This is a genomic window from Spiroplasma endosymbiont of Ammophila pubescens, from assembly GCF_964020965.1.
Lineage (GTDB): Bacteria > Bacillota_I > Bacilli_A > Mycoplasmatales > Mycoplasmataceae > Spiroplasma.
Genome location: NZ_OZ026611.1, coordinates 759683 through 783706, shown reverse-complemented (window position 1 = coordinate 783706; position 24024 = coordinate 759683). Strand labels below are relative to the sequence as shown.

The window sequence follows — 24024 nt, the reverse complement described above, 5'->3', positions numbered from 1 at the left end:
ATCATAATTTAAAAAATTAACAAATTATTTTTTAAAATCATTTTGTTTATTTGAAATTTATTGATTTAGTAGTGAAATAATTTACTTTTTTTCACCAAACCAGTTTTTTTGTTATAATGGGTGCTTAAAATTAATATTAATAAATAACTTAATTTTAAGCAAACAGAGAAACATATATTTTATAGTTTTCATTAGTTTATATTTAAAATATGTAATTAAAATCTCCTTTTAGTTACACATTTTGCTTTCATTGAAAATATTTTCAAAAAGTCAATTTATATTGCTTTTTTATAATAAAGATATAAAAAGGAAATTAGTTTGAAAATATTGTTAATATAAAATAATTATGATAAAGTGAAGATTGTAGATGATTTTAAAAATATTAGTAATATTTTTAAGGTAAATGACTTTAATTAATTAAAATATGAATTAAAAAAGAAATTTTAACATCGTTAGTACCAGAAACTGTAATTATAATATTTAAGTTTTAATTTTTTTAAGTTATAATTAAAAAGTATAAAATTAGATATTACGAAAGGATTTTAAATAGTGAAAAAATTAATGATTTTATTAGGAATGACTTTTTTTGCAACGGCAGGATATAGTCCAATTATCGGTTGTAAAAAACCGCTTAAACTTGATGATACTGAAAATGGTATTGGAAAAGATATGGAAATTTTAAATAAAATTTCACAACGTGCTATCAATAATTTTTCAGTTTATGCACAAAATAAAAATACAATTAATAGTACTGAATATCAAAATAAATTTGATAAACTGTATACAATGGTTGATAAGGAAACTGAAAGCAAAAAATTAGACCAAATGGATAAAGATGCGATAGATGCTTTAGCAACATTAAAAAATGGCTTTCTTGCTGTGTTTAATAATATTAATAATGAAATTTATAATGACTATTCAAATTATTATACTGATAGTAAACCAATTAATTTATTAAATGATAGTTTAAGTTATGAATTAAATTTTATTGATATGGTTCAATTGCAAGCAATTTTAGATCGACCAGGATTAGAAACAGTAAAAGCAGTTAGACTAGATTTTCATTTTCAATTTGAAGCTAAGTTTAAACTTTTAACAACAACTTCAGATTATGTAATCCAATATGTTATTACTGATAATCCAGAAGAAATGAAAGTTATTTTAAAAGGGATGGTTCAAAAAATTTCAAGAGTAATTGTTAATTTTTTCAATCAAGAAGGAATTTTTCAAATTGATAAAACATCTGAATTTGCTACAATTTATCAAAATTTTGATGTAAACTATACAGCTGGTTTTGCTAATTTAGATAATATTATTTTAAAAAAGTTACAAAGTAAAATTAAAAGTGATAGCGAATTGCAAAAGTTTGCAAAGAATATTAAATATAATTCTTCAATAACTTTATTAAGTTTACTAACAAGTGCAATTAATAATACTACTAATGGTGTTAATGTTGTTCGAGAAAATACAGCTTCATATGTTTGAACCGGAAAAGGATATCAGCCTAATAAAATTACTCCAGAAAATTTTGTTAAGTTTTATCGTTCATTAGTTAATGTTTTTAATACTGGAGGTCAGAACTTACGATTAGCTGATTTTCATGTGAATTTAGCAAAAATTCAAGTGGCAGGTTTTCCATTATCTGAAGCAGTAATGAATGATGGGCAAGCATTAAAAGTTCAAGTTGAAATTACAGAAGAAGGTTTAACAAATAAGTTAATGGAATATGGGCGGTTAGTAGTTGCTTTTTATAATCATTTTAAATTAGAATCAAATGAGCATTCAGGAGTATTCCATCTTAGCAAAGAAGCTTTTACTAAAATTTTAAATTTAAAAACCCGAAAATACAAAGATGTTTTAAAAATATTAATTAATGATTTTAAAGAAGCAAATCAAGCAAAAAATTTACCAGGAATTGATATTTTTACAACTGGTAATTGGGAAAAACGTGTTCACGAAGTGAGTTTAAATGAAACTAAAGATACTTTTTCACTTAGTCGGGGAGCAGTTTGAAACTTTGATTTATTATTTGGAAAAAATAATGCGGTTTATTATACTGGATGAACATCAAGATTATTTACCTTAGAATTTACTAAAAAATAAGTTTAATTTAAAAAAGCAAGAAAACCTTGCTTTTTTAAATTAACAATAAAAATTGCTAGCATTAATACTAGCAGGTATGTAAATAATAAATCTGGTCCGTTTATTTTAATAATAATTAAGGTTAGTATGTGAATAATAATTGTCACATTATTCATTTAATAGTTTATAAATGTTATTGTGTTGCTGATTACTACTAATAAGGAATATAACAAAATTTAAAACTAAATCTAAATTATTTATTTAATAATATTGCAAATAAATAACTATTTGTTATTGATTGTTTATTATTTGATTTATTATGTTATCTATTATTTTTTATGGTGGGCTAGATTGTTGACTATTTTTTGATTCTATATTGGAATTGAAAGGAGTAAAAATACTTAATAAGGTCCATAAATATTATTTACAATCTTTATTATATGCTTATATATTTTTCTGACAATAGTTTCATTTTTAATTATAAAAATATCAACTTTTTTTCCTAGTTTGTTTTTAGTTGGTAGATAATTTGTTAATTTTGTAAGGTACCATACACATTTAAGAATTTAGTAAAATACCGCGTAAAAGCGGTTTTTTACCTTTAAAGGAGAAATGCGGTATGGCAAAAACAGTTAAAAAAAATTAGATTTTTTCTATAAAAAATATAGTAAGAATGAAGATAAAAACAATATTTTTCCGGCGACACATTGTAGTTTAACAATGACGCTTCATCAACAGCAAGTATTATTTAAAGTTTTAAATGACTATGAAAGTAAAATTGCTAATAAAGATAAATTAATTAAATCACAAGCTTACGATTGTTCAGAATATTTAAAAATTATTAAAAGAAATGCAGATGAAAGGCAAACTCAATTAAAGAAAAGTGATTTTGAATATTATTATGATTGTGAATATTGTGGTCGGTTATCTGAAGGACAACAATGTGAAAAATCCTATTATGATAATGAATGTTTTAGATATCATGATGAAACACACATATATTAATTGCTTTAAAAGATAATTCAAAATATGAAAGTTTAGAGGATTAGACATGGCACTAATAAAAAAAAAGAAATAGTTACATGTGAAAATGAAATACATGGTGATCAACATATAGAAACGTGTGGTAAATGTTTAAAAAGCATTTGTTATAAATGTGATGAAACTTTATATGTAAATGTCAAAACAGAAAATGATACTACATACATAAATTGCTATGTATGTAGTAGAAAATGCTTAATTGGCTTAATAGAGGAAAATAATTATGGTTAATACACATTTATTAACTAAAATAAATATAAATAATGAATGATACACATTACCTTATGCTATTAAACCTATTTTAGAATTTTTAAAGCCAAATTCAAATATATTATGTCCTTTTGATAAGAGCAATAGTGAATTTGTAAAAGTGTTACATGATGCAAGACATAATGTTGTGTTTAGACATATTGATGATAATTTGGATTTTTTCAAATCCACCATTTAGTAAACGAAAGCAAGTTATTGAACATTTATTTACTTTTGGTAAACCATTTGCAATGTTAATGCCATTAGTAAGCATTGCTTTAAAGTCTATTAGAGAAAAAATAGATCAATGTGAGCTGTTGGTATTTGACAAAAGAATTAAGTTTATATCAAGTGAAGGAATAATTTGTAAAAATCCTCCAAGTGAAACAGCATATATAGGTCACAAAATTTTACCTAAGCAAATTGTGTATAGAAAGTTAGAGGAATAGTTATGCAAGATTTATTAGACGAAATTAAAATGAAAATTAAAACTATGCACGCAACATTAATTCAATTGAATGAATATGAAATTCATCATGAATCAATTAATATTATTAGAAAAGAAAAACATTTTTATGAATATCTTGTTGAAAAACTAGAAAAGGCAATTGCTAAATAAGTTGTGAAGCTTATTAGTCCATTGTCTTGACCTGGTGGAAAAGCAAAACACTTTGATAAAATAAAATCATTTCTGCCAGGGAAATTTGATAAGTTCATAGACTTGTTTTGTGGTGGTGATTCAGTTGGCTTAAATGTGTTAGACCAGCAGTTATGTAACAAAGTAGTCTTTAATGATTTACATAGTGACTTGATTAACTTTTGGCGGGAAGGGATTCACTTAATCGAATTAGATTATTTACAAAAATTGGCATATCCTAATTCAAAAACTATTGATGAAATGAAAGAAAAGATAGCAAATGATTATTGTTTGAATACAGGCGAAAAATTTTTAATTAAAAATGCTTTAACTTTTAACGGAAAAGAATGAGGAACTTGAACTAATCTTTGACTAAAACAAAATTTTAATATAAGTAAATTAAGAAGAGTTGAATATTGTTGTAATTTATTGGTAAATCCCGAAATAAAAGTTGAATTTCATAACTATTATTATAAAAACATAATAAGAATTTTTGGTCATAACAAGAATAATGTTTGATATTTAGATCCACCATATTATTACAATAAAAGGAAACCATATAAACATTCGAAAATTGATTTTGAAGAGTTAAAGGAAGAACTTCTTAAAATCAAAGGTAAGTGAATTTTAAGCATTGATAATTCACCATATATTAGAGAATTATTTAAAGAATTTAATATTCATGAATTGGAATGAGTATATAGTTCTACAAATTGCCATAATCGAAAGCCAAAGATTGGACAAGAGCTGATAATTACAAACTTTAATTAAAGATATTAATTCATAAGAAAGGAGCTAGTTACAATGGAAAACATAAAAATTTGTGAATCTGGTTGCCATGATCGAAGTAGAAATTTTGCTAAAGACTTTGATTTTATAAAAGAATTTAGCACCAATTCTGAAACTGGTGAAATTTATAAACCTTACAAGCAAAAAGATAAAAATAAAAATATATCTAATTATCGAATTCATAGAACTTCTATGGAAAAATATAATAATTGTGGTTAAAAAATAATTAGTTACATTGTTAAAACTCCTGAGCGTTGAATTATTGTTCCTGATTCTTTTGTTTATAAAGATAAGTTTAAAGATGATTTTTTAATAGTTGGAATTGCTCCGCAATTTGTTTATTATACAAGAACAAATAGAGAAGCTGCACATGGTATTCCGAGTGTTAAGAAAAAAGGATTCAATATTTTTGTTGACTTAATTGAATTAGAACAGTATGATCATAAAACCCAAATTGAGGCTAATAATCAATTAACAAAAATATGAAATAACAATCAAAAATGAATTGATACACGTATAGCTAATAATGAACGAATAAAAAAACTTACTGAAGTGCAAGCGAAGCAATTAGATAATCAACCTGTGTCATATCGTGGTGCAGAATATAAAATTAATGATAACCCTGACAGTAATAATGACCCTCCAACCATTTCATTTGATGATGACGACAATATTTTATGAGATTAATGGATAGGAGAGGGAATTTTATAGAAACCTATATCTATGTGTAAATTATAACACAATAGACTATTTTTGCGTAACTTGTGATTTTTGCTTTGGCAAAATATTCTGCTATTCTTGTTCACATAAAATATACAAAAGAAATCACAGAAAGGTACACATAAAAGTTACAAATATTGATATGGAGGTTTTTATGAAACAACAAAGTTATTTTCCTAGTTTTTCAGTAGGTATAGATCCCGCTGGAATTGGTACAACTGGAATTTTTATTAAGACTATTGGGGCTCGATTTCCTAATTATAAATATGTGCAAGTAAAATGTAATAACCCAACTGATTCAACAATTGAAATTTTAACTATTATCAATGATTTTAGAAATAAACATCACGATTTATCTTTAAATGTTGTAGTAGTTGAGAATTTGCACATGGGTCCTGAAAAAATGCGTGAGGTGCGAGCAACTCGTGAGTTAATTGGAATTTTAAGATATGAATTGCAAGATAAAATGCGATTACATTACCCAGCTGATAAAAACAAGGAAATGATTAAAAAAGAACTTAAAGAACGAACAACTAAAAATGAACATTCAATTCATGCAAAAGCAATTTTGGAAGCGCATTTTAGGGAAAAAGAATTTGAATATAAATGTGAAAAATACAATTGGGAGGTAATTGATTATGGCACAAAGAAAAAATGATAATAAGATGTTGCTATCAGTATTTGATGGCATTGTTGCAGTTTATAAAAAAGATTTATTAAAAGAAAAAATTAATGGTGTCGAAGTGGATGTAATGAGTATGCAAATTCGTTGAGGTTCCAGCTACGGTTGAATTAAAGAAGCTATTTCAAAAAATATAACTCAGTTAAAGAAGTTTGAAGTTAATGATTAGTCGATATTATAAAAATAATTTGTTAGTTATTAATAATTTAATTGAAATTGATAAAGTAGGTCAATTTTATGCCAGTTTATCTTGATTGGCAATTCGATTATACACAGTAAAATTTTGATCTAACTGTACTTTTTTAAAATCTTCAGTCACATAAGTTTCAGTAAAACCTAAATTAGGATCTCAATCTTTCTGTGTTACCGACTCATTCATAATTGGCAAGTAAACTTCAGCTTTTCATCCCCCACCATTTTGTTGCAACTCATTTGGGAATAAAACAGCATATTTAGATCTTCCATATAAATTACTTAATTTAAAATTATCCTTAAAATAAGTTTGAATATTATTTAATGTAATTGCCATTATTCATTACCTCCCACTATTTTTAATGATTGCAAATCAATTCCCATTGAAGAATTTGATTCTTGATTTTTATTACTATCTAAATTATCTGATTGTTTATTTTCTTGAGTAACACAAACACCTTGGTTTCCTTTAATTCCTTGTTGAATTTCTGCAAATTTTTTTTCAAGAACTGCAAGACGATCTTCTTTTTCAGTTTTTGATTTAGTAGTTTGATCTTCTAATTGTTTAGTAAACATCTCTTTTGCTTTTTATTCTGATAATTTTTCAACTTGTTCATTAACTTGTTTTTTTATTTCATCTGCCATTAAAGCATCTAAATCAACTTCTTCAATTTCAAATTCTTTTTTATCATTTAAAATCGGATTTCCTTTATCATCTAATTTTAATTTTTTAATTATATTGGTTATAATAATTCCTCCTGGTACATATATAGATGCACTATTTTTCTTGATTTGTTAAGGTTTACTTATTTTTTATGATATGCACGATCCAATTGACCTACTTTATCAATTTCAATTAAATTATTAATAACTAACAAATTATTTTTATAATATCGACTAAAAACATTTGTTAAAGATCTTTTAATGTGAATTATATCATTAACTTCAAACTTCTTTAACTGAGTTATATTTTTTGAAATAGCTTCTTTAATTCAACCGTAGCTGGAACCTCAACGAATTTGCATACTCATTACATCCACTTCGACACCATTAATTTTTTCTTTTAATAAATCTTTTTTATAAACTGCAACAATGCCATCAAATACTGATAGCAACATCTTATTATCATTTTTTCTTTGTGCCATAATCAATTACCTCCCAATTGTATTTTTCACATTTATATTCAAATTCTTTTTCCCTAAAATGCGCTTCCAAAATTGCTTTTGCATGAATTGAATGTTCATTTTTAGTTGTTCGTTCTTTAAGTTCTTTTTTAATCATTTCCTTGTTTTTATCAGCTGGGTAATGTAATCGCATTTTATCTTGCAATTCATATCTTAAAATTCCAATTAACTCACGAGTTGCTCGCACCTCACGCATTTTTTCAGGACCCATGTGCAAATTCTCAACTACTACAACATTTAAAGATAAATCGTGATGTTTATTTCTAAAATCATTGATAATAGTTAAAATTTCAATTGTTGAATCAGTTGGGTTATTACATTTTACTTGCACATATTTATAATTAGGAAATCGAGCCCCAATAGTCTTAATAAAAATTCCAGTTGTACCAATTCCAGCGGGATCTATACCTACTGAAAAACTAGGAAAATAACTTTGTTGTTTCATAAAAACCTCCATATCAATATTTGTAACTTTTATGTGTACCTTTCTGTGATTTCTTTTGTATATTTTATGTGAACAAGAATAGCAGAATATTTTGCCAAAGCAAAAATCACAAGTTACGCAAAAATAGTCTATTGTGTTATAATTTACACATAGATATAGGTTTCTATAAAATTCCCTCTCCTATCCATTAATCTCATAAAATATTGTCGTCATCATCAAATGAAATGGTTGGAGGGTCATTATTACTGTCAGGGTTATCATTAATTTTATATTCTGCACCACGATATGACACAGGTTGATTATCTAATTGCTTCGCTTGCACTTCAGTAAGTTTTTTTATTCGTTCATTATTAGCTATACGTGTATCAATTCATTTTTGATTGTTATTTCATATTTTTGTTAATTGATTATTAGCCTCAATTTGGGTTTTATGATCATACTGTTCTAATTCAATTAAGTCAACAAAAATATTGAATCCTTTTTTCTTAACACTCGGAATACCATGTGCAGCTTCTCTATTTGTTCTTGTATAATAAACAAATTGCGGAGCAATTCCAACTATTAAAAAATCATCTTTAAACTTATCTTTATAAACAAAAGAATCAGGAACAATAATTCAACGCTCAGGAGTTTTAACAATGTAACTAATTATTTTTTAACCACAATTATTATATTTTTCCATAGAAGTTCTATGAATTCGATAATTAGATATATTTTTATTTTTATCTTTTTGCTTGTAAGGTTTATAAATTTCACCAGTTTCAGAATTGGTGCTAAATTCTTTTATAAAATCAAAGTCTTTAGCAAAATTTCTACTTCGATCATGGCAACCAGATTCACAAATTTTTATGTTTTCCATTGTAACTAGCTCCTTTCTTATGAATTAATATCTTTAATTAAAGTTTGTAATTATCAGCTCTTGTCCAATCTTTGGCTTTCGATTATGGCAATTTGTAGAACTATATACTCATTCCAATTCATGAATATTAAATTCTTTAAATAATTCTCTAATATATGGTGAATTATCAATGCTTAAAATTCACTTACCTTTGATTTTAAGAAGTTCTTCCTTTAACTCTTCAAAATCAATTTTCGAATGTTTATATGGTTTCCTTTTATTGTAATAATATGGTGGATCTAAATATCAAACATTATTCTTGTTATGACCAAAAATTCTTATTATGTTTTTATAATAATAGTTATGAAATTCAACTTTTATTTCGGGATTTACCAATAAATTACAACAATATTCAACTCTTCTTAATTTACTTATATTAAAATTTTGTTTTAGTCAAAGATTAGTTCAAGTTCCTCATTCTTTTCCGTTAAAAGTTAAAGCATTTTTAATTAAAAATTTTTCGCCTGTATTCAAACAATAATCATTTGCTATCTTTTCTTTCATTTCATCAATAGTTTTTGAATTAGGATATGCCAATTTTTGTAAATAATCTAATTCGATTAAGTGAATCCCTTCCCGCCAAAAGTTAATCAAGTCACTATGTAAATCATTAAAGACTACTTTGTTACATAACTGCTGGTCTAACACATTTAAGCCAACTGAATCACCACCACAAAACAAGTCTATGAACTTATCAAATTTCCCTGGCAGAAATGATTTTATTTTATCAAAGTGTTTTGCTTTTCCACCAGGTCAAAACAATGGACTAATAAGCTTCACAACTTATTTAGCAATTGCCTTTTCTAGTTTTTCAACAAGATATTCATAAAAATGTTTTTCTTTTCTAATAATATTAATTGATTCATGATGAATTTCATATTCATTCAATTGAATTAATGTTGCGTGCATAGTTTTAATTTTCATTTTAATTTCTTCTAATAAATCTTGCATAACTATTCCTCTAACTTTCTATACACAATTTGCTTAGGTAAAATTTTGTGACCTATATATGCTGTTTCACTTGGAGGATTTTTACAAATTATTCCTTCACTTGATATAAACTTAATTCTTTTGTCAAATACTAACAGCTCACATTGATCTATTTTTTCTCTAATAGACTTTAAAGCAATGCTTACTAATGGCATTAACATTGCAAATGGTTTACCAAAAGTAAATAAATGTTCAATAACTTGCTTTCGTTTACTAAATGGTGGATTTGAAAAAATCCAAATTATCATCAATATGTCTAAACACAACATTATGTCTTGCATCATGTAACACTTTTACAAATTCACTATTGCTCTTATCAAAAGGACATAATATATTTGAATTTGGCTTTAAAAATTCTAAAATAGGTTTAATAGCATAAGGTAATGTGTATCATTCATTATTTATATTTATTTTAGTTAATAAATGTGTATTAACCATAATTATTTTCCTCTATTAAGCCAATTAAGCATTTTCTACTACATACATAGCAATTTATGTATGTAGTATCATTTTCTGTTTTGACATTTACATATAAAGTTTCATCACATTTATAACAAATGCTTTTTAAACATTTACCACACGTTTCTATATGTTGATCACCATGTATTTCATTTTCACATGTAACTATTTCTTTTTTTTTATTAGTGCCATGTCTGATCCTCTAAACTTTCATATTTTGAATTATCTTTTAAAGCAATTAATATATGTGTGTTTCATCATGATATCTAAAACATTCATTATCATAATAGGATTTTTCACATTGTTGTCCTTCAGATAACCGACCACAATATTCACAATCATAATAATATTCAAAATCACTTTTCTTTAATTGAGTTTGCCTTTCATCTGCATTTCTTTTAATAATTTTTAAATATTCTGAACAATCGTAAGCTTGTGATTTAATTAATTTATCTTTATTAGCAATTTCACTTTCATAGTCATTTAAAACTTTAAATAATACTTGCTGTTGATGAAGCGTCATTGTTAAACTACAATGTGTCGCCGGAAAAATATTGTTTCTATCTTCATTCTTACTATATTTTTTATAGAAAAAATCTAATTTTTTTTAACTGTTTTTGCCATACCGCATTTCTCCTTTAAACGTAAAAAACCGCTTTTACGCGGTATTTTACTAAATTCTTAAATGTGTATGGTACCTTACAAAATTAACAAATTATCTACCAACTAAAAACAAACTAGGAAAAAAGTTGATATTTTTATAATTAAAAATGAAACTATTGTCAGAAAAATATATAAGCATATAATAAAGATTGTAAATAATATTTACGGACCTTATTAAGTATTTTTACTCCTTTCAATTCCAATATAGAATCAAAAAATAGTCAACAATCTAGCCCACCATAAAAAATAATAGATAACATAATAAATCAAATAATAAACAATCAATAACAAATAGTTATTTATTTGCAATATTATTAAATAAATAATTTAGATTTAGTTTTAAATTTTGTTATATTCCTTATTAGTAGTAATCAGCAACACAATAACATTTATAAACTATTAAATGAATAATGTGACAATTATTATTCACATACTAACCTTAATTATTATTAAAATAAACGGACCAGATTTATTATTTACATACCTGCTAGTATTAATGCTAGCAATTTTTATTGTTAATTTAAAAAAGCAAGGTTTTCTTGCTTTTTTAAATTAAACTTATTTTTTAGTAAATTCTAAGGTAAATAATCTTGATGTTCATCCAGTATAATAAACCGCATTATTTTTTCCAAATAATAAATCAAAGTTTCAAACTGCTCCCCGACTAAGTGAAAAAGTATCTTTAGTTTCATTTAAACTCACTTCGTGAACACGTTTTTCCCAATTACCAGTTGTAAAAATATCAATTCCTGGTAAATTTTTTGCTTGATTTGCTTCTTTAAAATCATTAATTAATATTTTTAAAACATCTTTGTATTTTCGGGTTTTTAAATTTAAAATTTTAGTAAAAGCTTCTTTGCTAAGATGGAATACTCCTGAATGCTCATTTGATTCTAATTTAAAATGATTATAAAAAGCAACTACTAACCGTCCATATTCCATTAACTTATTTGTTAAACCTTCTTCTGTAATTTCAACTTGAACTTTTAATGCTTGCCCATCATTCATTACTGCTTCAGATAATGGAAAACCTGCCACTTGAATTTTTGCTAAATTCACATGAAAATCAGCTAATCGTAAGTTCTGACCTCCAGTATTAAAAACATTAACTAATGAACGATAAAACTTAACAAAATTTTCTGGAGTAATTTTATTAGGCTGATATCCTTTTCCGGTTCAAACATATGAAGCTGTATTTTCTCGAACAACATTAACACCATTAGTAGTATTATTAATTGCACTTGTTAGTAAACTTAATAAAGTTATTGAAGAATTATATTTAATATTCTTTGCAAACTTTTGCAATTCGCTATCACTTTTAATTTTACTTTGTAACTTTTTTAAAATAATATTATCTAAATTAGCAAAACCAGCTGTATAGTTTACATCAAAATTTTGATAAATTGTAGCAAATTCAGATGTTTTATCAATTTGAAAAATTCCTTCTTGATTGAAAAAATTAACAATTACTCTTGAAATTTTTTGAACCATCCCTTTTAAAATAACTTTCATTTCTTCTGGATTATCAGTAATAACATATTGGATTACATAATCTGAAGTTGTTGTTAAAAGTTTAAACTTAGCTTCAAATTGAAAATGAAAATCTAGTCTAACTGCTTTTACTGTTTCTAATCCTGGTCGATCTAAAATTGCTTGCAATTGAACCATATCAATAAAATTTAATTCATAACTTAAACTATCATTTAATAAATTAATTGGTTTACTATCAGTATAATAATTTGAATAGTCATTATAAATTTCATTATTAATATTATTAAACACAGCAAGAAAGCCATTTTTTAATGTTGCTAAAGCATCTATCGCATCTTTATCCATTTGGTCTAATTTTTTGCTTTCAGTTTCCTTGTCAACCATTGTATACAGTTTATCAAATTTATTTTGATATTCAGTACTATTAATTGTATTTTTATTTTGTGCATAAACTGAAAAATTATTGATAGCACGTTGTGAAATTTTATTTAAAATTTCCATATCTTTTCCAATACCATTTTCAGTATCATCAAGTTTAAGCGGTTTTTTACAACCGATAATTGGACTATATCCTGCCGTTGCAAAAAAAGTCATTCCTAATAAAATCATTAATTTTTTCACTATTTAAAATCCTTTCGTAATATCTAATTTTATACTTTTTAATTATAACTTAAAAAAATTAAAACTTAAATATTATAATTACAGTTTCTGGTACTAACGATGTTAAAATTTCTTTTTTAATTCATATTTTAATTAATTAAAGTCATTTACCTTAAAAATATTACTAATATTTTTAAAATCATCTACAATCTTCACTTTATCATAATTATTTTATATTAACAATATTTTCAAACTAATTTCCTTTTTATATCTTTATTATAAAAAAGCAATATAAATTGACTTTTTGAAAATATTTTCAATGAAAGCAAAATGTGTAACTAAAAGGAGATTTTAATTACATATTTTAAATATAAACTAATGAAAACTATAAAATATATGTTTCTCTGTTTGCTTAAAATTAAGTTATTTATTAATATTAATTTTAAGCACCCATTATAACAAAAAAACTGGTTTGGTGAAAAAAAGTAAATTATTTCACTACTAAATCAATAAATTTCAAATAAACAAAATGATTTTAAAAAATAATTTGTTAATTTTTTAAATTATGATAAAATTATCTTAAAATATTTTAAGAGAAAGAAAGGATAAATTAAAATGTCAAAAATGATAAATGTATTAAGTATTGTCTTATTTATCATTACCACTTTATTTATTACTAATATAACAACACAAAATACTATAATAAATCCACCAACTTATATTTCATTAAAACATAATTTTTCTAACTTCCAACAAGAGCAAAAATATTATTGTGTTCCAGCATCAATTAAATCTATTATTAGTTACATAAATAATAATGATTTATTATCGCAAGATGAATTAGCTAATGAAATGAAAACAAATAATGAAACTTTGATGGTGAATGCTATTCCAATATTAAATAAACATATTAATTTGCAACTACATCCAAATTTTTTAGAATATCAAAATTATGTCTTAGAACAAAATTTTGGTAAAAAAGATGAACAAAAACTATGATTACAAAATTTAGTTAAACTTAGTCTTAAAAATGATATACCAGTAATACTTGGCATTAAAGTCAGTCCGCCTTGATGACTAAATAGTCAAGTAAAACATGTTGTTATTATAATAGCAATATTGATTGATGATAATCCGGATGAAACCATTTACTATGTTAGTGATGCTTTTGATCGCACTACTAATAAAACTTTTACAGGCCATAATTTAATAAATATGTTTACAATAGCATCTGCTAATCTTGGTGCCATTGCAACGCCTCTATAATTTAATAAGTTTTATGTTAAATTTTTTACGATAATATTAAAACTAGGTAAAATATGGTAATTATTGTTCTTTTAAAAATGTTTTAATTTTTTCTTGTAAAGTTGTTCGCCGTTTTTGTGATAAATTATTAACACCATATAAAAATGCTGATGGTTCACCAATTAAATATAATTTAGTTTTAGCACGAGTAATTGCTGTATAAATTAGATTTCGTTTTAACATCATTCAAAAACTTTTTGTTATTACAAAAATAATATTATCATATTCACTGCCCTGTAATTTATGAACACTACAAGCATAAGCTAAAGTAATATCATAATAAAGTTCTTTACTATATGCAATTACATTATCGTATTTTACTAAGATCACATCATTTAAATTTTTATCTTTTTTAATATCAACAATAATGCCAACATCGCCATTATAAATTTCTAATTCAGGTCGATTTTTAAGTTGCATAACTTTATCATTAACTCGGAAAAAACGATGCCCAATCTCAATTTCTTTTTGACCACTTGCATGATTAATTCGATTTTGCAAATAAGTATTTAATGCATTAATTCCAACTGGACCATTATACATTGGGGCAATTACTTGAATAGCATTATAATCTGCTCCATATTCATCACTAAGTTTTTGATATAAATTACCAACAATTGTTAATAATGTTTGTGAATCAGTTTCATTAATAAAAGTAAAATCTTTTTTGTCAAATAAATTATTACCTTCAAAATGTTCTTGTTCAATTGCATAAGATAGTTCTAAAATGTCATTTCCAGCTTCTTGACGATAAACTTCTTCTAATTTAATAACATTAAAAATATCACTTTGAATAATATCTCGTAACAAATCACCACAAGCAACTGACGGTAATTGATTTGGGTCACCAATTAAAATTAATTTACACAAATTAACACTAGCTTTTGCAATTTGTGATAATAACAAACTATCAACCATGCTAACTTCATCTAAAATTAAAATATCATTTTCCAAAGGATTATTTTCATTATAAAAAAATTGATTAGTCAAAGCATCATATTTTAATAATTTATGAATTGTTAAAGCTTTTTGCCCAGTTTTTTCTCGTAATCGTTTGGCTGCTTTTCCAGTTGGTGCTGCTAATACAATTTTTGATTGTTGGTAAACTTTTTTTAAAAGACTAACAATACCATCAACAACTGTTGTTTTACCCGTACCAGGTCCTCCAATAATAACTAAAAAATTAGAATGCACAGCAGCCTTTATTGCTTTTGTTTGATTAATATTATAAGTAATTTGTTTTTTATTTGTTAATTTTTCTAACTCTTCTGTTAATTTTTGATCATCATATTGATTAATCGTATTCAAACCAACTAACATTGCAGCAATATTAATTTCACTATGATATATTTCTGCAACATAAATTTTATCATCCTTAAAAATTAATAATTTAATTTCTTTACTATATTTTAATCCGGCTAACAACTGTTCTTTTGTTAAAAAAGGAAAATTCTTTTGTAAGATTTTTGTTAATTCATTTAACGTTAAATAAGTATCACCATTATTATTACAAAATTCTTTTGCTAAATATCATGCATAATAACCAATTCGAATGTTAGTAAAAGGTTCTTGTTCAAATGCTAAATAAATCTTATCAATTGTTTTAAAAGCAATATTATCTTTTAATAATAATGAATAAGGATCTTTTTTTAATAAAGCATAAATCTGATCAACATTATATTTTGTTTTTAATAAAGATAAAACTTGTAAAGATAATCCTTTTTGATTAAATTGATGATTTAATTCATCATCACGGCTCATTGACTTAAATACCTTTGCAATAATATTAACTTGCTTAACACTAATACCCGGAATTTCATGTAAGACTGATAAATTTTCTTTAATCTTGGTAATCACATCGGTTTGATAATAATCAATAATTATTTGTGCTGCTTTTTCACCAATTGTGGGAAATAAACTACTAGTTAAATATTTTAAAACCTCATCATTACTCCGTGGGGAAAGTTTATGAATTTCCTTAACTTCAAAATTTTCACCATAGCGTTCATTATAGACAAAGTTCCCTTGTAATTCATATAATTGTTCTGGCTGTAAAGTTGATAAAAATCCTTTAATAAAAATAAAATGTGTTTTATCATTTTCTAATTGAAATTTGCAAATCCGATAACCATTATTGGACTCAAAAACAATTAATTTTAAATAACCCCGTATTTTTTCAGCCATTTTAGTAATCCTTTCTTATAAATATCATAATTTTTGATTATCTAAATAAACATCATTAATAACTCCGCCCCCAAGGCAAACTTCATCATCATAAAAAACAGCAGCTTGTCCTGGCGTAATCGCTTTTACTTTTGTTGCAAATTGCACAAGACATTTATTATCACTTAAAACTGTTACTTTAACAGGAATATCTTTTTGACGATAACGAAATTTAGCTGTACAATTAAATTCTTTTTCATGTAAAGTATTAATTCAATTAACATCAGTAATAATACAACTCGTTGAATATAGTCATTTTTCTTCACTACTTTTTGCAACATATAAAATATTGTTTTCTACATTTTTACCAGCCACAAAATATGGTTCACTCATCCCACCTAAATTTAAACCACGACGTTGACCAATTGTATAATACATCACCCCATTATGATGACCAACAACTTCTTTTGTTTCAATATCAACAATATTACCATTTTGATTTGGAATATAATTTTGTAAAAAGTTTTTAAAATCACGTTCTCCAATAAAACAAATTCCTGTTGAATCTTTTTTATTAGCTGTGCTTAAATTTTGTGCACTTGCAATTTCTCTAACTTCTTTTTTTGTTAAATTTCCTAATGGAAAAAATGTTTTTGATAATTGTCCTTGGTTCAACTGACTTAAAAAATAAGTTTGATCTTTATCCCGGTCAATTCCCTGTAATAATTGATATTCTTGTAATTTTTCATTAAATCGTACTTGAGCATAATGTCCCATGGCAATAAAATCAGCATGATAGTTATTAATTGCATAGTTTAAAAAATAGTCAAATTTAATATACTTATTACATAAAATATCTGGATTAGGAGTTCGCCCTTTTTGATATTCATTAATAAAATGTTTAAACACATATTCTCAATATTCTTTAATAAAATCAACACGGTGCAATGGTACTTGTAATGTTTTACTAACATTAACAGCATCATTATAATCAAGTTCTTGTGGACAAATCACATTATTAATTGCTTTATTTCCTAAAATATCATTATTTAATTGACTGTCTCAATTCCGCATAAAAAGACCTTCTACATCATAACCTGCTTGTTGTAATAAATATAAACTAACTGAAGAATCAACCCCTCCAGATAATCCGACAACAACTTTTTTCATTGCACATCACTTCCTTTTTTATAAATGTAAATTGTACTATGAAGTGTAGCACTTTATTTGATTTCATTATAACATCAATAAAATAAATGTTCAAAATAATTTATTTTAAAAAAATTTAGTAATTTTGTCTTAAATTTATGAATTTTGACACACCGAAAAATAAAATGATTAAAATTTTATAAGTAATTATATTAAAAATTAAACATTTGTATAAAAACTTCTTTTGAAGATAGTCAATGTAAAGATTTTTTAAGTTTAGAGTTTATTATATTGGCAACTTCTTGATTAATTTCTTGAATAAATACTTAAATCAATTCCTTTAGAAAATCAATGTCTAAAATCATGAATTGCTCTTTCAACTTTGGGTTTTTGTGTTGGAGTTCCAGCGTCACAAAAATATACTTTAGCATTTGTTATTTTTTCAATTTTTTCTCAATCAGCAAATTCTTTGCCTTGATCTGTTATTATTCCTTTGCATCTATCTTTAAAAAATCTGTTAGAAAAAATTCGTTTTAATGCGTTTGTAACTTCTTTTGTTGTTTTTTCTTTTAATGGTTCAATGATTTTAAATTGCGTTAATTCTTCGATTAAAACTAAACAAACACTATTATTTTTACCAACCATAGTGTCCATTTGAAATCAACCAAATTTATATTTATCATGTTTTGCTTCTTTAATAGTTATAAAATTTCTTATTTTACCGAGATTATCAATCTTATTTTTTGTTTTATATTTTCTACCATGAAAATACAAATTATATTTCTTGAAATTTAAAAATCCCAAATGAATATATTTATATAAAGTTTTAAAACATACTGGAAATTTAATACCAAACTCTTTTTCATATTTTTTACAGATTTGTTCTGGTGAATCATGAAATTTGTTATATTTTTCATCTAGTCATTCTAAAATATTTAGCAATAATGATGATTTTTTAAAACATTTTTGTTGTTTTTGTAAATAATTTTCGTGTGCTAATTTAGCGTCATATTCATTATCTTTTAACCTTTTTATTTCTCGTCTAATTGTATTGCGATTTTTATGCAATATTTTTGCTATTTTAGATATATTGGGTTTACCATTTTTTCTTTTTAAAGAATCAAGTTCTAATAAATCTTTTAACATTACTCTTTCTTTAAAAGTAAAATGATGCTTTGTTTTATCCATTTTAAAAAATCCTTTCTTTTATATACAAAGTTAATTATATAGTTTTTTGAGGTTTTGGGCGAGCGGTTGATTTTCTTAAATTTTTGTGATAAAATAACTTACAAGTTAAAAAAAATTTTGAGGTTCTTTCAAACAAATTTGGGAACCTTTATAAAATTCTTCGCTTAACGCTTAGAATTTTTCCCAAGTATTTTGAAAAGCGCGGCAAAAGTTTTTTTAAACTTTAAGTAATTTTTCGCAAAACTTATGAAAATCACCGCGAGCCCAGATTTAGTACAATATAATCACAATAATAATCATTTGTATAATTTCCTTTCTAAAATATATTTAAAAGTGCTTATATATATATATATATAATGTCAATAGATCTTGAAAAAAGTTTCAAGATAAAAGATAGGAAATTATAAAAAATGAAAAAATTACTTAGTTTATTAAGTGTATTAACAATTAGTGGAACTGCTGTACCAACAAAAATTGCCGCTAGTCCTTATCAAAAAGAAGAAACTAAATTAGAAAATAATGAAATTAGTTATTTACAAACAAATAATTTAAAAAATTTAAATAGAGTTAAAAGACAAGAAATAACATATCCAATATTAGAAGATGTGTTAATTGATTTAAGAAAAACTAGCATGAAAAAACCAATGGAATTTCAAATAACTGATTTTTGATGTGTTGTGGCAGTTTTAAAAAATATATTTGATAATAATATTCTTAATAATAAAGATCTTAAAGAAATAGAACAAGAAGAAATTGCAAGTTTTTTTCCAGAAATAAATGCAAATAATGGTGTTAAATTATCAGAAGTAATTGAACTATTAAAATCAAACCCGATAATTCAGGAAAATTTGGGATTTAATTTAAAGAAAATTGATTTAACTCGATTATTTTAAAATAGATTAAATGATATAGAAAAAAGAATGTGGATAAGACATTTAATATGGGAATCTCTTTCTAGACAATCTCCTGTTATGTTTGGTGGTTTATTTGATGACGACGAATATGATGATGAAGGATGTGATAGCTCTTATCATACTGCATTAATTGTTGGAATCAAACCAAATAAAGAAAATATACTTGAAGATACTTATTATGTTAGAGATCCATGAAGAGACAGTGAAGCTGAATTTATTCCAGATCAAACTACAGAAATTTCAATGACGGAGGAATAAATTTTTAATATTTTATTTAATCAAATAGAAAACGGTATAGTATTAATTCATGAAGATGTTTTTCAATTATTTTGCGAAAAAGCTATTAGTATTTTTTCATCAATTTGAAAAATGGCAGAACCAGAATTATTGGCAGCTATATTATAAATAGAATTAAAATATGAAAAAAAATATTAAGTCCTTTAAGTTCAATCACTTTAATTTGAACAAGTACAACAAGTTTAGTTGCTTGTAATACAACACAAAAATATACAAAAGAACAATTAGCAAAATTAAAAGAAGAAAATCAAATAAATACAAATAAGCAAGAAATAAAAGACAATTTAGAATGAATGGCGCCACAAGAAAAACCATTTAATCAAGTGGATAATAAATGATATTTTGCTATATGGAAACCTAATAATTCTATTTATTGAAAAATATCAAAATTTAAACACGATACAAATAAAGGAAAAAAATTGAGGCTTGAGATCCATTAAAACCATATTATATTGATCTCTTTTTATGGGTTTTTGAAACAAAAGAACAAGATTTATTAATAGATGATCAATCGGAAGGTAAAATAGAACGAATTTTTTGAAATAAAGATAAGGGACAAAATTTTAAAGCAGTTTATCGTTGAAATGGTGGTGGTGAACCTCTTAAACCTTTAATTGATTCAAGTACTGGAAAAATTATTGATTGAAATTTAAAACAACAACCAAATGTTAATAATAACAAAGATAATGAAATTAAAGTAAGTGTTAAAAACAAAGATATTTCAGAAAATCCTATTTATCAATTAGAAGCAAATTTTTTTAATTGATTATCATTAACAAATGAATTAGAAACAAATAACATTCCTTCTCTTATTCCATCAGAAATTAAATTATCTGATGGTGAATATGGTAAATATTTAACTAATTTAATTGTTTCTAATGACAAAATAGAAGACTATTTAAATTATTTTTCTGAATGATATAAATTACTTTATTCTAAAATAGATTGAATTAGTACAATCAAAGATTTAATTGATTATAGTATTAAAATAACTTTTGATAAAAAACTATTTAATTTAAATCAAATTGAAATATCAGGTATATGAGGTTATGGTAATTATGAAATTACAATTTTTACCGAAAAAGTACAAATTAATATTAATAATTTACAACTATTTAATAAAAATAATGAAAAATTATCATTAATTATATTAGAAATATAAAAAGTCATTTATTAAAATGACTTTTTATTATTCATTAACTTTTACATTACCGGTTTTATCAATAATTAAATTAGGTACATTAGTATCTTCTAAATTTCAACGATAAACTGCTTTAAAATTTTGTCCCTTATCTTTATTTCAAAAAATTCGTTCTATTTTACCTTCCGATTGATCATCTATTAATAAATCTTGTTCATTTGTTTCAAAAACCCATAAAAAGAGATCAATATAATATGGTTTTAATGGATCTCAAGCCTCAATTTTTTTTCCTTTATTTGTATCGTGTTTAAATTTTGATATTTTTCAATAAATAGAATTATTAGGTTTCCATATAGCAAAATATCATTTATTATCCACTTGATTAAATGGTTTTTCTTGTGCTTTAATTTCTTTTCAATAATTTACTGGAATTGGTGGATTATAACCAATAAAATCAAAATATAATGAATATATTTGTACTTGACAATCTGAAAAATAAAAATATCCTTCTTCTAATCTATTTGGTTTTGAAATTAGTTTGAAATAATAAGGAGAAAATAATTTAATATCATCATTATAACCTTTGTTAATAGCATATTTACTATATGTATAATTTGATAACATATAGATAATTTGTTTAAATCTTTTAATAGCACTGTCATTAATAGATGTAGGATTATCTAGTTTTCAATTTTCAAATAAACCATCAATAATATCTTCGGGTTTTTGTCCTTCGAATTTTTGGCGTAGTTCAGCCGCTTTATTGGTAGGGTTACCTTTTTCATCATATTTTGCACCTTGAAATTTTCTATCATAATTATAACGATATGTTAAATAATTCAATAAAACTTTATCTAAACCATTTTTATTTATTAAATCTAAAATATCTTTACCTTGAATATAGTTTTTTGCAATACTTCACGGTAAAAAACTTTCGGTAAACCAATATTGAAATACTCTTAAATTAGGGTTTGTTTCAATTGGCATTGATAATAATGTTACTAAACTAGCATTTTCAATATTTGATGATGGATAAGAATAAACACCATTGATATTTCCTCAACATTTAATATTTCCAAATAACATTGATTTAGGGTATTTAATCTCAATTCCAGTAAATACTGTATCTTCGGGTAATGATTTTTGTAATACTAAATGAATACTATTTTGGTTTTTTCATTTAAAATCAGTCACCTTAACTAAATGAGTAGATTTAATAATATCAACACCATCAGGTGAATAAGGTCTTTTATATTCTTCGATAATATAACATTCATTTTTATTGTCTTCGGTAATTGGTTCATTAATAGATACTATTTTTAAGTCATAGGATTCTAAAAATTCTTTGTCTTTTTTTGAAATATCATTAATTAAAATATCTTTTTCATCAATCATTACATAACTTGTACTATTATCTTGAACTGTGGTATTTTGTTGAATTTGTAATTTAAAATTAAAATCACTGATTTCATAACCAATAATCTTAATATATTCATCTTTGTCAACAAAACCTATTTTAACACTATTTTGAGAGTAGTTTAAGGTTGGTTTTTGTTTTGTCTTAACAAGATTATTAATTTTATAAATATATAAGGTTCTAGCACGGTCTTCAGTAAATAATTGTTCTAAATCAGGGTCGCTGTACTGCGATTGACTAGCAAAATCTAATGGAATACTATCAATTGTGAATAGTCAATTGGTTCATCATTTTCTGCTAATTGTGCTAACATTTTTTCTGATGGTTTTAACATTATTTTTGTTCTCCTTGTTCTTCATTAGGTATATTTATAATAGTTTCATTGTTATTTAATTGTCTGTTTAAAGTTGCATTTACTGGTAAGCGAACATCAACAATTAAATCATCAATATTTTTAATATTAAATGTTCTACTATTTAAAACAGCATTATCATATTTAATTAACTTAATAATGAATTCAGTTAATTTAATTTCTCGGTAGTAAGAAAAAAGTTGAGGTTTTATAAAAAATATAAATAAAGTAATTAAATACAAATTAAAGTAATCGCTTATTAGAGCGATTTTTTTATTTGCATTATTCATCAGATAGTATCTTTAAAATTAAAAATTAACCTATTTTCTCCATCAATTAGTTAATTTTTATAATTTCCTTTCTGTGATTTATTATATTTTTTCGGTTTAACAACTAATAATATCATTTTTAATAAAGGTACTATCTAATGAATAATGCAATACTAAAACTTAATATTTTGATGCTTAAAGATGGATAACTCATCTATGGCACGAAGCCTTAAAGAAAGTGTGAAAGCGATTGGATTTACTACTCCTATTTATTTCTTTAATTCTCGGCAAGATTAATCACTTGCGAAATGTCAGAGCATGTGTTTTTTGCTTGTTTTCATAAAAAGAGTGCTGTTAAACCGAAAAAAACAATATCGGACACTAAAAAAACAAGAGGGTTGGAACTCCAAAAGGTTATTTTCTTTATATAAAGTTGTCTAGGGATGGATGAAGCGTAATTAATAACTGGGTAAACTGTTTTTTGTTTATTTCCGTATGGGGGTAAACTCTATCAAAATATCCTATCCGCCCCCGCTCACCCCCGAAGTGAAGTGGGCGGCGAAGTAATTAAATACTAAAATAAATTATTTACTAAATATCAAAATATTAACCAATAAAGGAATATTATGTTTTTTTACAGAAAGGAAAATATTTGATGAAAAAATGAAATAAAAAAATTAAAAATAAATTACAAGAATTAATGATAC

29 protein-coding genes and 1 pseudogene are annotated in these 24024 nt (G+C 24.6%); 13 read left to right on the top strand and 17 right to left on the bottom strand.

Features of this window, described 5'->3' with window-relative positions; translation table 4 throughout:
• The first annotated feature begins 549 nt into the window (after nucleotides 1-549).
• The 9 genes from ABNT63_RS04920 to ABNT63_RS04880 all read left to right on the top strand — a co-directional run bounded on the left by ABNT63_RS04920 (nucleotide 550) and on the right by ABNT63_RS04880 (nucleotide 6369).
• On the top strand, nucleotides 550-2103 hold the full coding sequence (locus ABNT63_RS04920; protein WP_348736903.1) for a hypothetical protein: 1554 nt from the start codon (nucleotides 550-552) through the stop codon (nucleotides 2101-2103).
• A 699-nt stretch (nucleotides 2104-2802) separates the two neighbouring features.
• Nucleotides 2803-3087: a hypothetical protein gene (locus ABNT63_RS04915; RefSeq protein WP_348736926.1), complete on the top strand. Its 285-nt coding sequence runs from the start codon at nucleotides 2803-2805 to the stop codon at nucleotides 3085-3087.
• Between the two features lie 449 nt (nucleotides 3088-3536).
• Entirely contained in the window at nucleotides 3537-3821 is a 285-nt protein-coding gene (locus ABNT63_RS04910) for a hypothetical protein (RefSeq protein WP_348736906.1), read from the top strand.
• A 2-nt stretch (nucleotides 3822-3823) separates the two neighbouring features.
• The gene (locus ABNT63_RS04905; protein ID WP_348736924.1) at nucleotides 3824-3991 is read left to right on the top strand and encodes a hypothetical protein; all 168 of its coding nucleotides are present in this window, start codon (nucleotides 3824-3826) and stop codon (nucleotides 3989-3991) included.
• 3 nt (nucleotides 3992-3994) lie between these two features.
• Nucleotides 3995-4780 (top strand): DNA adenine methylase, encoded by a 786-nt coding sequence (locus ABNT63_RS04900; protein ID WP_348736922.1) that lies wholly within the window; start codon nucleotides 3995-3997, stop codon nucleotides 4778-4780.
• 33 nt (nucleotides 4781-4813) lie between these two features.
• Nucleotides 4814-5017, top strand: coding sequence for a hypothetical protein (locus ABNT63_RS04895; protein ID WP_348736911.1), 204 nt, complete (start codon nucleotides 4814-4816; stop codon nucleotides 5015-5017).
• 333 nt (nucleotides 5018-5350) lie between these two features.
• A complete protein-coding gene (locus ABNT63_RS04890) occupies nucleotides 5351-5485 on the top strand; it encodes a hypothetical protein (protein WP_348736913.1) in 135 nt (44 codons plus the stop codon).
• Nucleotides 5486-5672: 187 nt separating this feature from the next.
• A complete protein-coding gene (locus ABNT63_RS04885; RefSeq protein WP_348736914.1) occupies nucleotides 5673-6179 on the top strand; it encodes a hypothetical protein in 507 nt (168 codons plus the stop codon).
• On the top strand, nucleotides 6157-6369 hold the full coding sequence (locus tag ABNT63_RS04880; protein ID WP_348736921.1) for a hypothetical protein: 213 nt from the start codon (nucleotides 6157-6159) through the stop codon (nucleotides 6367-6369). The genes ABNT63_RS04885 and ABNT63_RS04880 overlap by 23 nt, the downstream gene beginning before the upstream one ends.
• 66 nt (nucleotides 6370-6435) lie before the next feature.
• Here ABNT63_RS04880 and ABNT63_RS04875 read toward each other — a convergent pair whose 3' ends face one another.
• From ABNT63_RS04875 to ABNT63_RS04825, 11 genes are all read right to left on the bottom strand, one after another.
• Nucleotides 6436-6729 (bottom strand): hypothetical protein, encoded by a 294-nt coding sequence (locus ABNT63_RS04875; protein WP_348736919.1) that lies wholly within the window; start codon nucleotides 6727-6729, stop codon nucleotides 6436-6438.
• Nucleotides 6729-6968, bottom strand: a complete 240-nt coding sequence (locus ABNT63_RS04870) for a hypothetical protein (protein ID WP_348736917.1) — start codon at nucleotides 6966-6968, stop codon at nucleotides 6729-6731. The genes ABNT63_RS04875 and ABNT63_RS04870 overlap by 1 nt, the downstream gene beginning before the upstream one ends.
• 230 nt (nucleotides 6969-7198) lie before the next feature.
• On the bottom strand, nucleotides 7199-7537 hold the full coding sequence (locus ABNT63_RS04865; protein WP_348736916.1) for a hypothetical protein: 339 nt from the start codon (nucleotides 7535-7537) through the stop codon (nucleotides 7199-7201).
• A complete protein-coding gene (locus ABNT63_RS04860) occupies nucleotides 7515-8021 on the bottom strand; it encodes a hypothetical protein (RefSeq protein WP_348736914.1) in 507 nt (168 codons plus the stop codon). Before ABNT63_RS04860 ends, ABNT63_RS04865 begins: the two co-directional genes overlap by 23 nt.
• Before the next feature lie 187 nt (nucleotides 8022-8208).
• A complete protein-coding gene (locus ABNT63_RS04855) occupies nucleotides 8209-8343 on the bottom strand; it encodes a hypothetical protein (RefSeq protein ID WP_348736913.1) in 135 nt (44 codons plus the stop codon).
• Between the two features lie 333 nt (nucleotides 8344-8676).
• Complete coding sequence (locus tag ABNT63_RS04850; protein ID WP_348736911.1) at nucleotides 8677-8880, bottom strand: hypothetical protein; 204 nt, start codon at nucleotides 8878-8880, stop codon at nucleotides 8677-8679.
• Between the two features lie 33 nt (nucleotides 8881-8913).
• A complete protein-coding gene (locus tag ABNT63_RS04845) occupies nucleotides 8914-9699 on the bottom strand; it encodes a DNA adenine methylase (RefSeq protein ID WP_348736909.1) in 786 nt (261 codons plus the stop codon).
• A gap of 3 nt (nucleotides 9700-9702) precedes the next feature.
• Nucleotides 9703-9870, bottom strand: coding sequence for a hypothetical protein (locus ABNT63_RS04840; RefSeq protein ID WP_348736907.1), 168 nt, complete (start codon nucleotides 9868-9870; stop codon nucleotides 9703-9705).
• A 2-nt stretch (nucleotides 9871-9872) separates the two neighbouring features.
• Nucleotides 9873-10157 carry a hypothetical protein gene (locus ABNT63_RS04835; RefSeq protein ID WP_348736906.1) on the bottom strand — a complete coding sequence of 95 codons (285 nt, stop codon included), beginning with the start codon at nucleotides 10155-10157 and terminating at the stop codon, nucleotides 9873-9875.
• 449 nt (nucleotides 10158-10606) lie between these two features.
• Nucleotides 10607-10891: a hypothetical protein gene (locus tag ABNT63_RS04830; RefSeq protein ID WP_348736905.1), complete on the bottom strand. Its 285-nt coding sequence runs from the start codon at nucleotides 10889-10891 to the stop codon at nucleotides 10607-10609.
• Between the two features lie 698 nt (nucleotides 10892-11589).
• Complete coding sequence (locus ABNT63_RS04825) at nucleotides 11590-13143, bottom strand: hypothetical protein (RefSeq protein ID WP_348736903.1); 1554 nt, start codon at nucleotides 13141-13143, stop codon at nucleotides 11590-11592.
• A gap of 594 nt (nucleotides 13144-13737) precedes the next feature.
• Here ABNT63_RS04825 and ABNT63_RS04820 point away from each other — a divergent pair.
• Nucleotides 13738-14388 carry a C39 family peptidase gene (locus ABNT63_RS04820; RefSeq protein WP_348736901.1) on the top strand — a complete coding sequence of 217 codons (651 nt, stop codon included), beginning with the start codon at nucleotides 13738-13740 and terminating at the stop codon, nucleotides 14386-14388.
• A gap of 60 nt (nucleotides 14389-14448) precedes the next feature.
• Here ABNT63_RS04820 and recD2 read toward each other — a convergent pair whose 3' ends face one another.
• From recD2 to ABNT63_RS04805, 3 genes and pseudogenes are all read right to left on the bottom strand, one after another.
• The gene (recD2, locus tag ABNT63_RS04815) at nucleotides 14449-16611 is read right to left on the bottom strand and encodes an SF1B family DNA helicase RecD2 (protein ID WP_348736900.1); all 2163 of its coding nucleotides are present in this window, start codon (nucleotides 16609-16611) and stop codon (nucleotides 14449-14451) included.
• 15 nt (nucleotides 16612-16626) lie between these two features.
• Nucleotides 16627-17760 (bottom strand): tRNA 2-thiouridine(34) synthase MnmA, encoded by a 1134-nt coding sequence (gene mnmA, locus ABNT63_RS04810; RefSeq protein ID WP_348736898.1) that lies wholly within the window; start codon nucleotides 17758-17760, stop codon nucleotides 16627-16629.
• Between the two features lie 191 nt (nucleotides 17761-17951).
• A pseudogene (locus tag ABNT63_RS04805) lies at nucleotides 17952-18927 on the bottom strand (IS30 family transposase).
• 410 nt (nucleotides 18928-19337) lie between these two features.
• Here ABNT63_RS04805 and ABNT63_RS04800 point away from each other — a divergent pair.
• The 3 genes from ABNT63_RS04800 (at nucleotide 19338) to ABNT63_RS04790 (ending at nucleotide 20578) form a co-directional block, all read left to right on the top strand.
• Entirely contained in the window at nucleotides 19338-19820 is a 483-nt protein-coding gene (locus ABNT63_RS04800) for a hypothetical protein (protein ID WP_348736894.1), read from the top strand.
• 27 nt (nucleotides 19821-19847) lie between these two features.
• Nucleotides 19848-20099 carry a hypothetical protein gene (locus tag ABNT63_RS04795; protein ID WP_348736892.1) on the top strand — a complete coding sequence of 84 codons (252 nt, stop codon included), beginning with the start codon at nucleotides 19848-19850 and terminating at the stop codon, nucleotides 20097-20099.
• A gap of 104 nt (nucleotides 20100-20203) precedes the next feature.
• A complete protein-coding gene (locus ABNT63_RS04790; RefSeq protein WP_348736890.1) occupies nucleotides 20204-20578 on the top strand; it encodes a hypothetical protein in 375 nt (124 codons plus the stop codon).
• A gap of 295 nt (nucleotides 20579-20873) precedes the next feature.
• On the opposite strand, the gene ABNT63_RS04785 is transcribed toward ABNT63_RS04790, so the two are convergent.
• The 3 genes from ABNT63_RS04785 to ABNT63_RS04775 all read right to left on the bottom strand — a co-directional run bounded on the left by ABNT63_RS04785 (nucleotide 20874) and on the right by ABNT63_RS04775 (nucleotide 23338).
• Nucleotides 20874-21023 carry a hypothetical protein gene (locus ABNT63_RS04785; RefSeq protein ID WP_348734870.1) on the bottom strand — a complete coding sequence of 50 codons (150 nt, stop codon included), beginning with the start codon at nucleotides 21021-21023 and terminating at the stop codon, nucleotides 20874-20876.
• A 304-nt stretch (nucleotides 21024-21327) separates the two neighbouring features.
• Nucleotides 21328-23055 (bottom strand): hypothetical protein, encoded by a 1728-nt coding sequence (locus ABNT63_RS04780; RefSeq protein ID WP_348736889.1) that lies wholly within the window; start codon nucleotides 23053-23055, stop codon nucleotides 21328-21330.
• Nucleotides 23030-23338, bottom strand: coding sequence for a hypothetical protein (locus ABNT63_RS04775; RefSeq protein ID WP_348736887.1), 309 nt, complete (start codon nucleotides 23336-23338; stop codon nucleotides 23030-23032). Before ABNT63_RS04775 ends, ABNT63_RS04780 begins: the two co-directional genes overlap by 26 nt.
• Nucleotides 23339-24024: the final 686 nt, after the last annotated feature.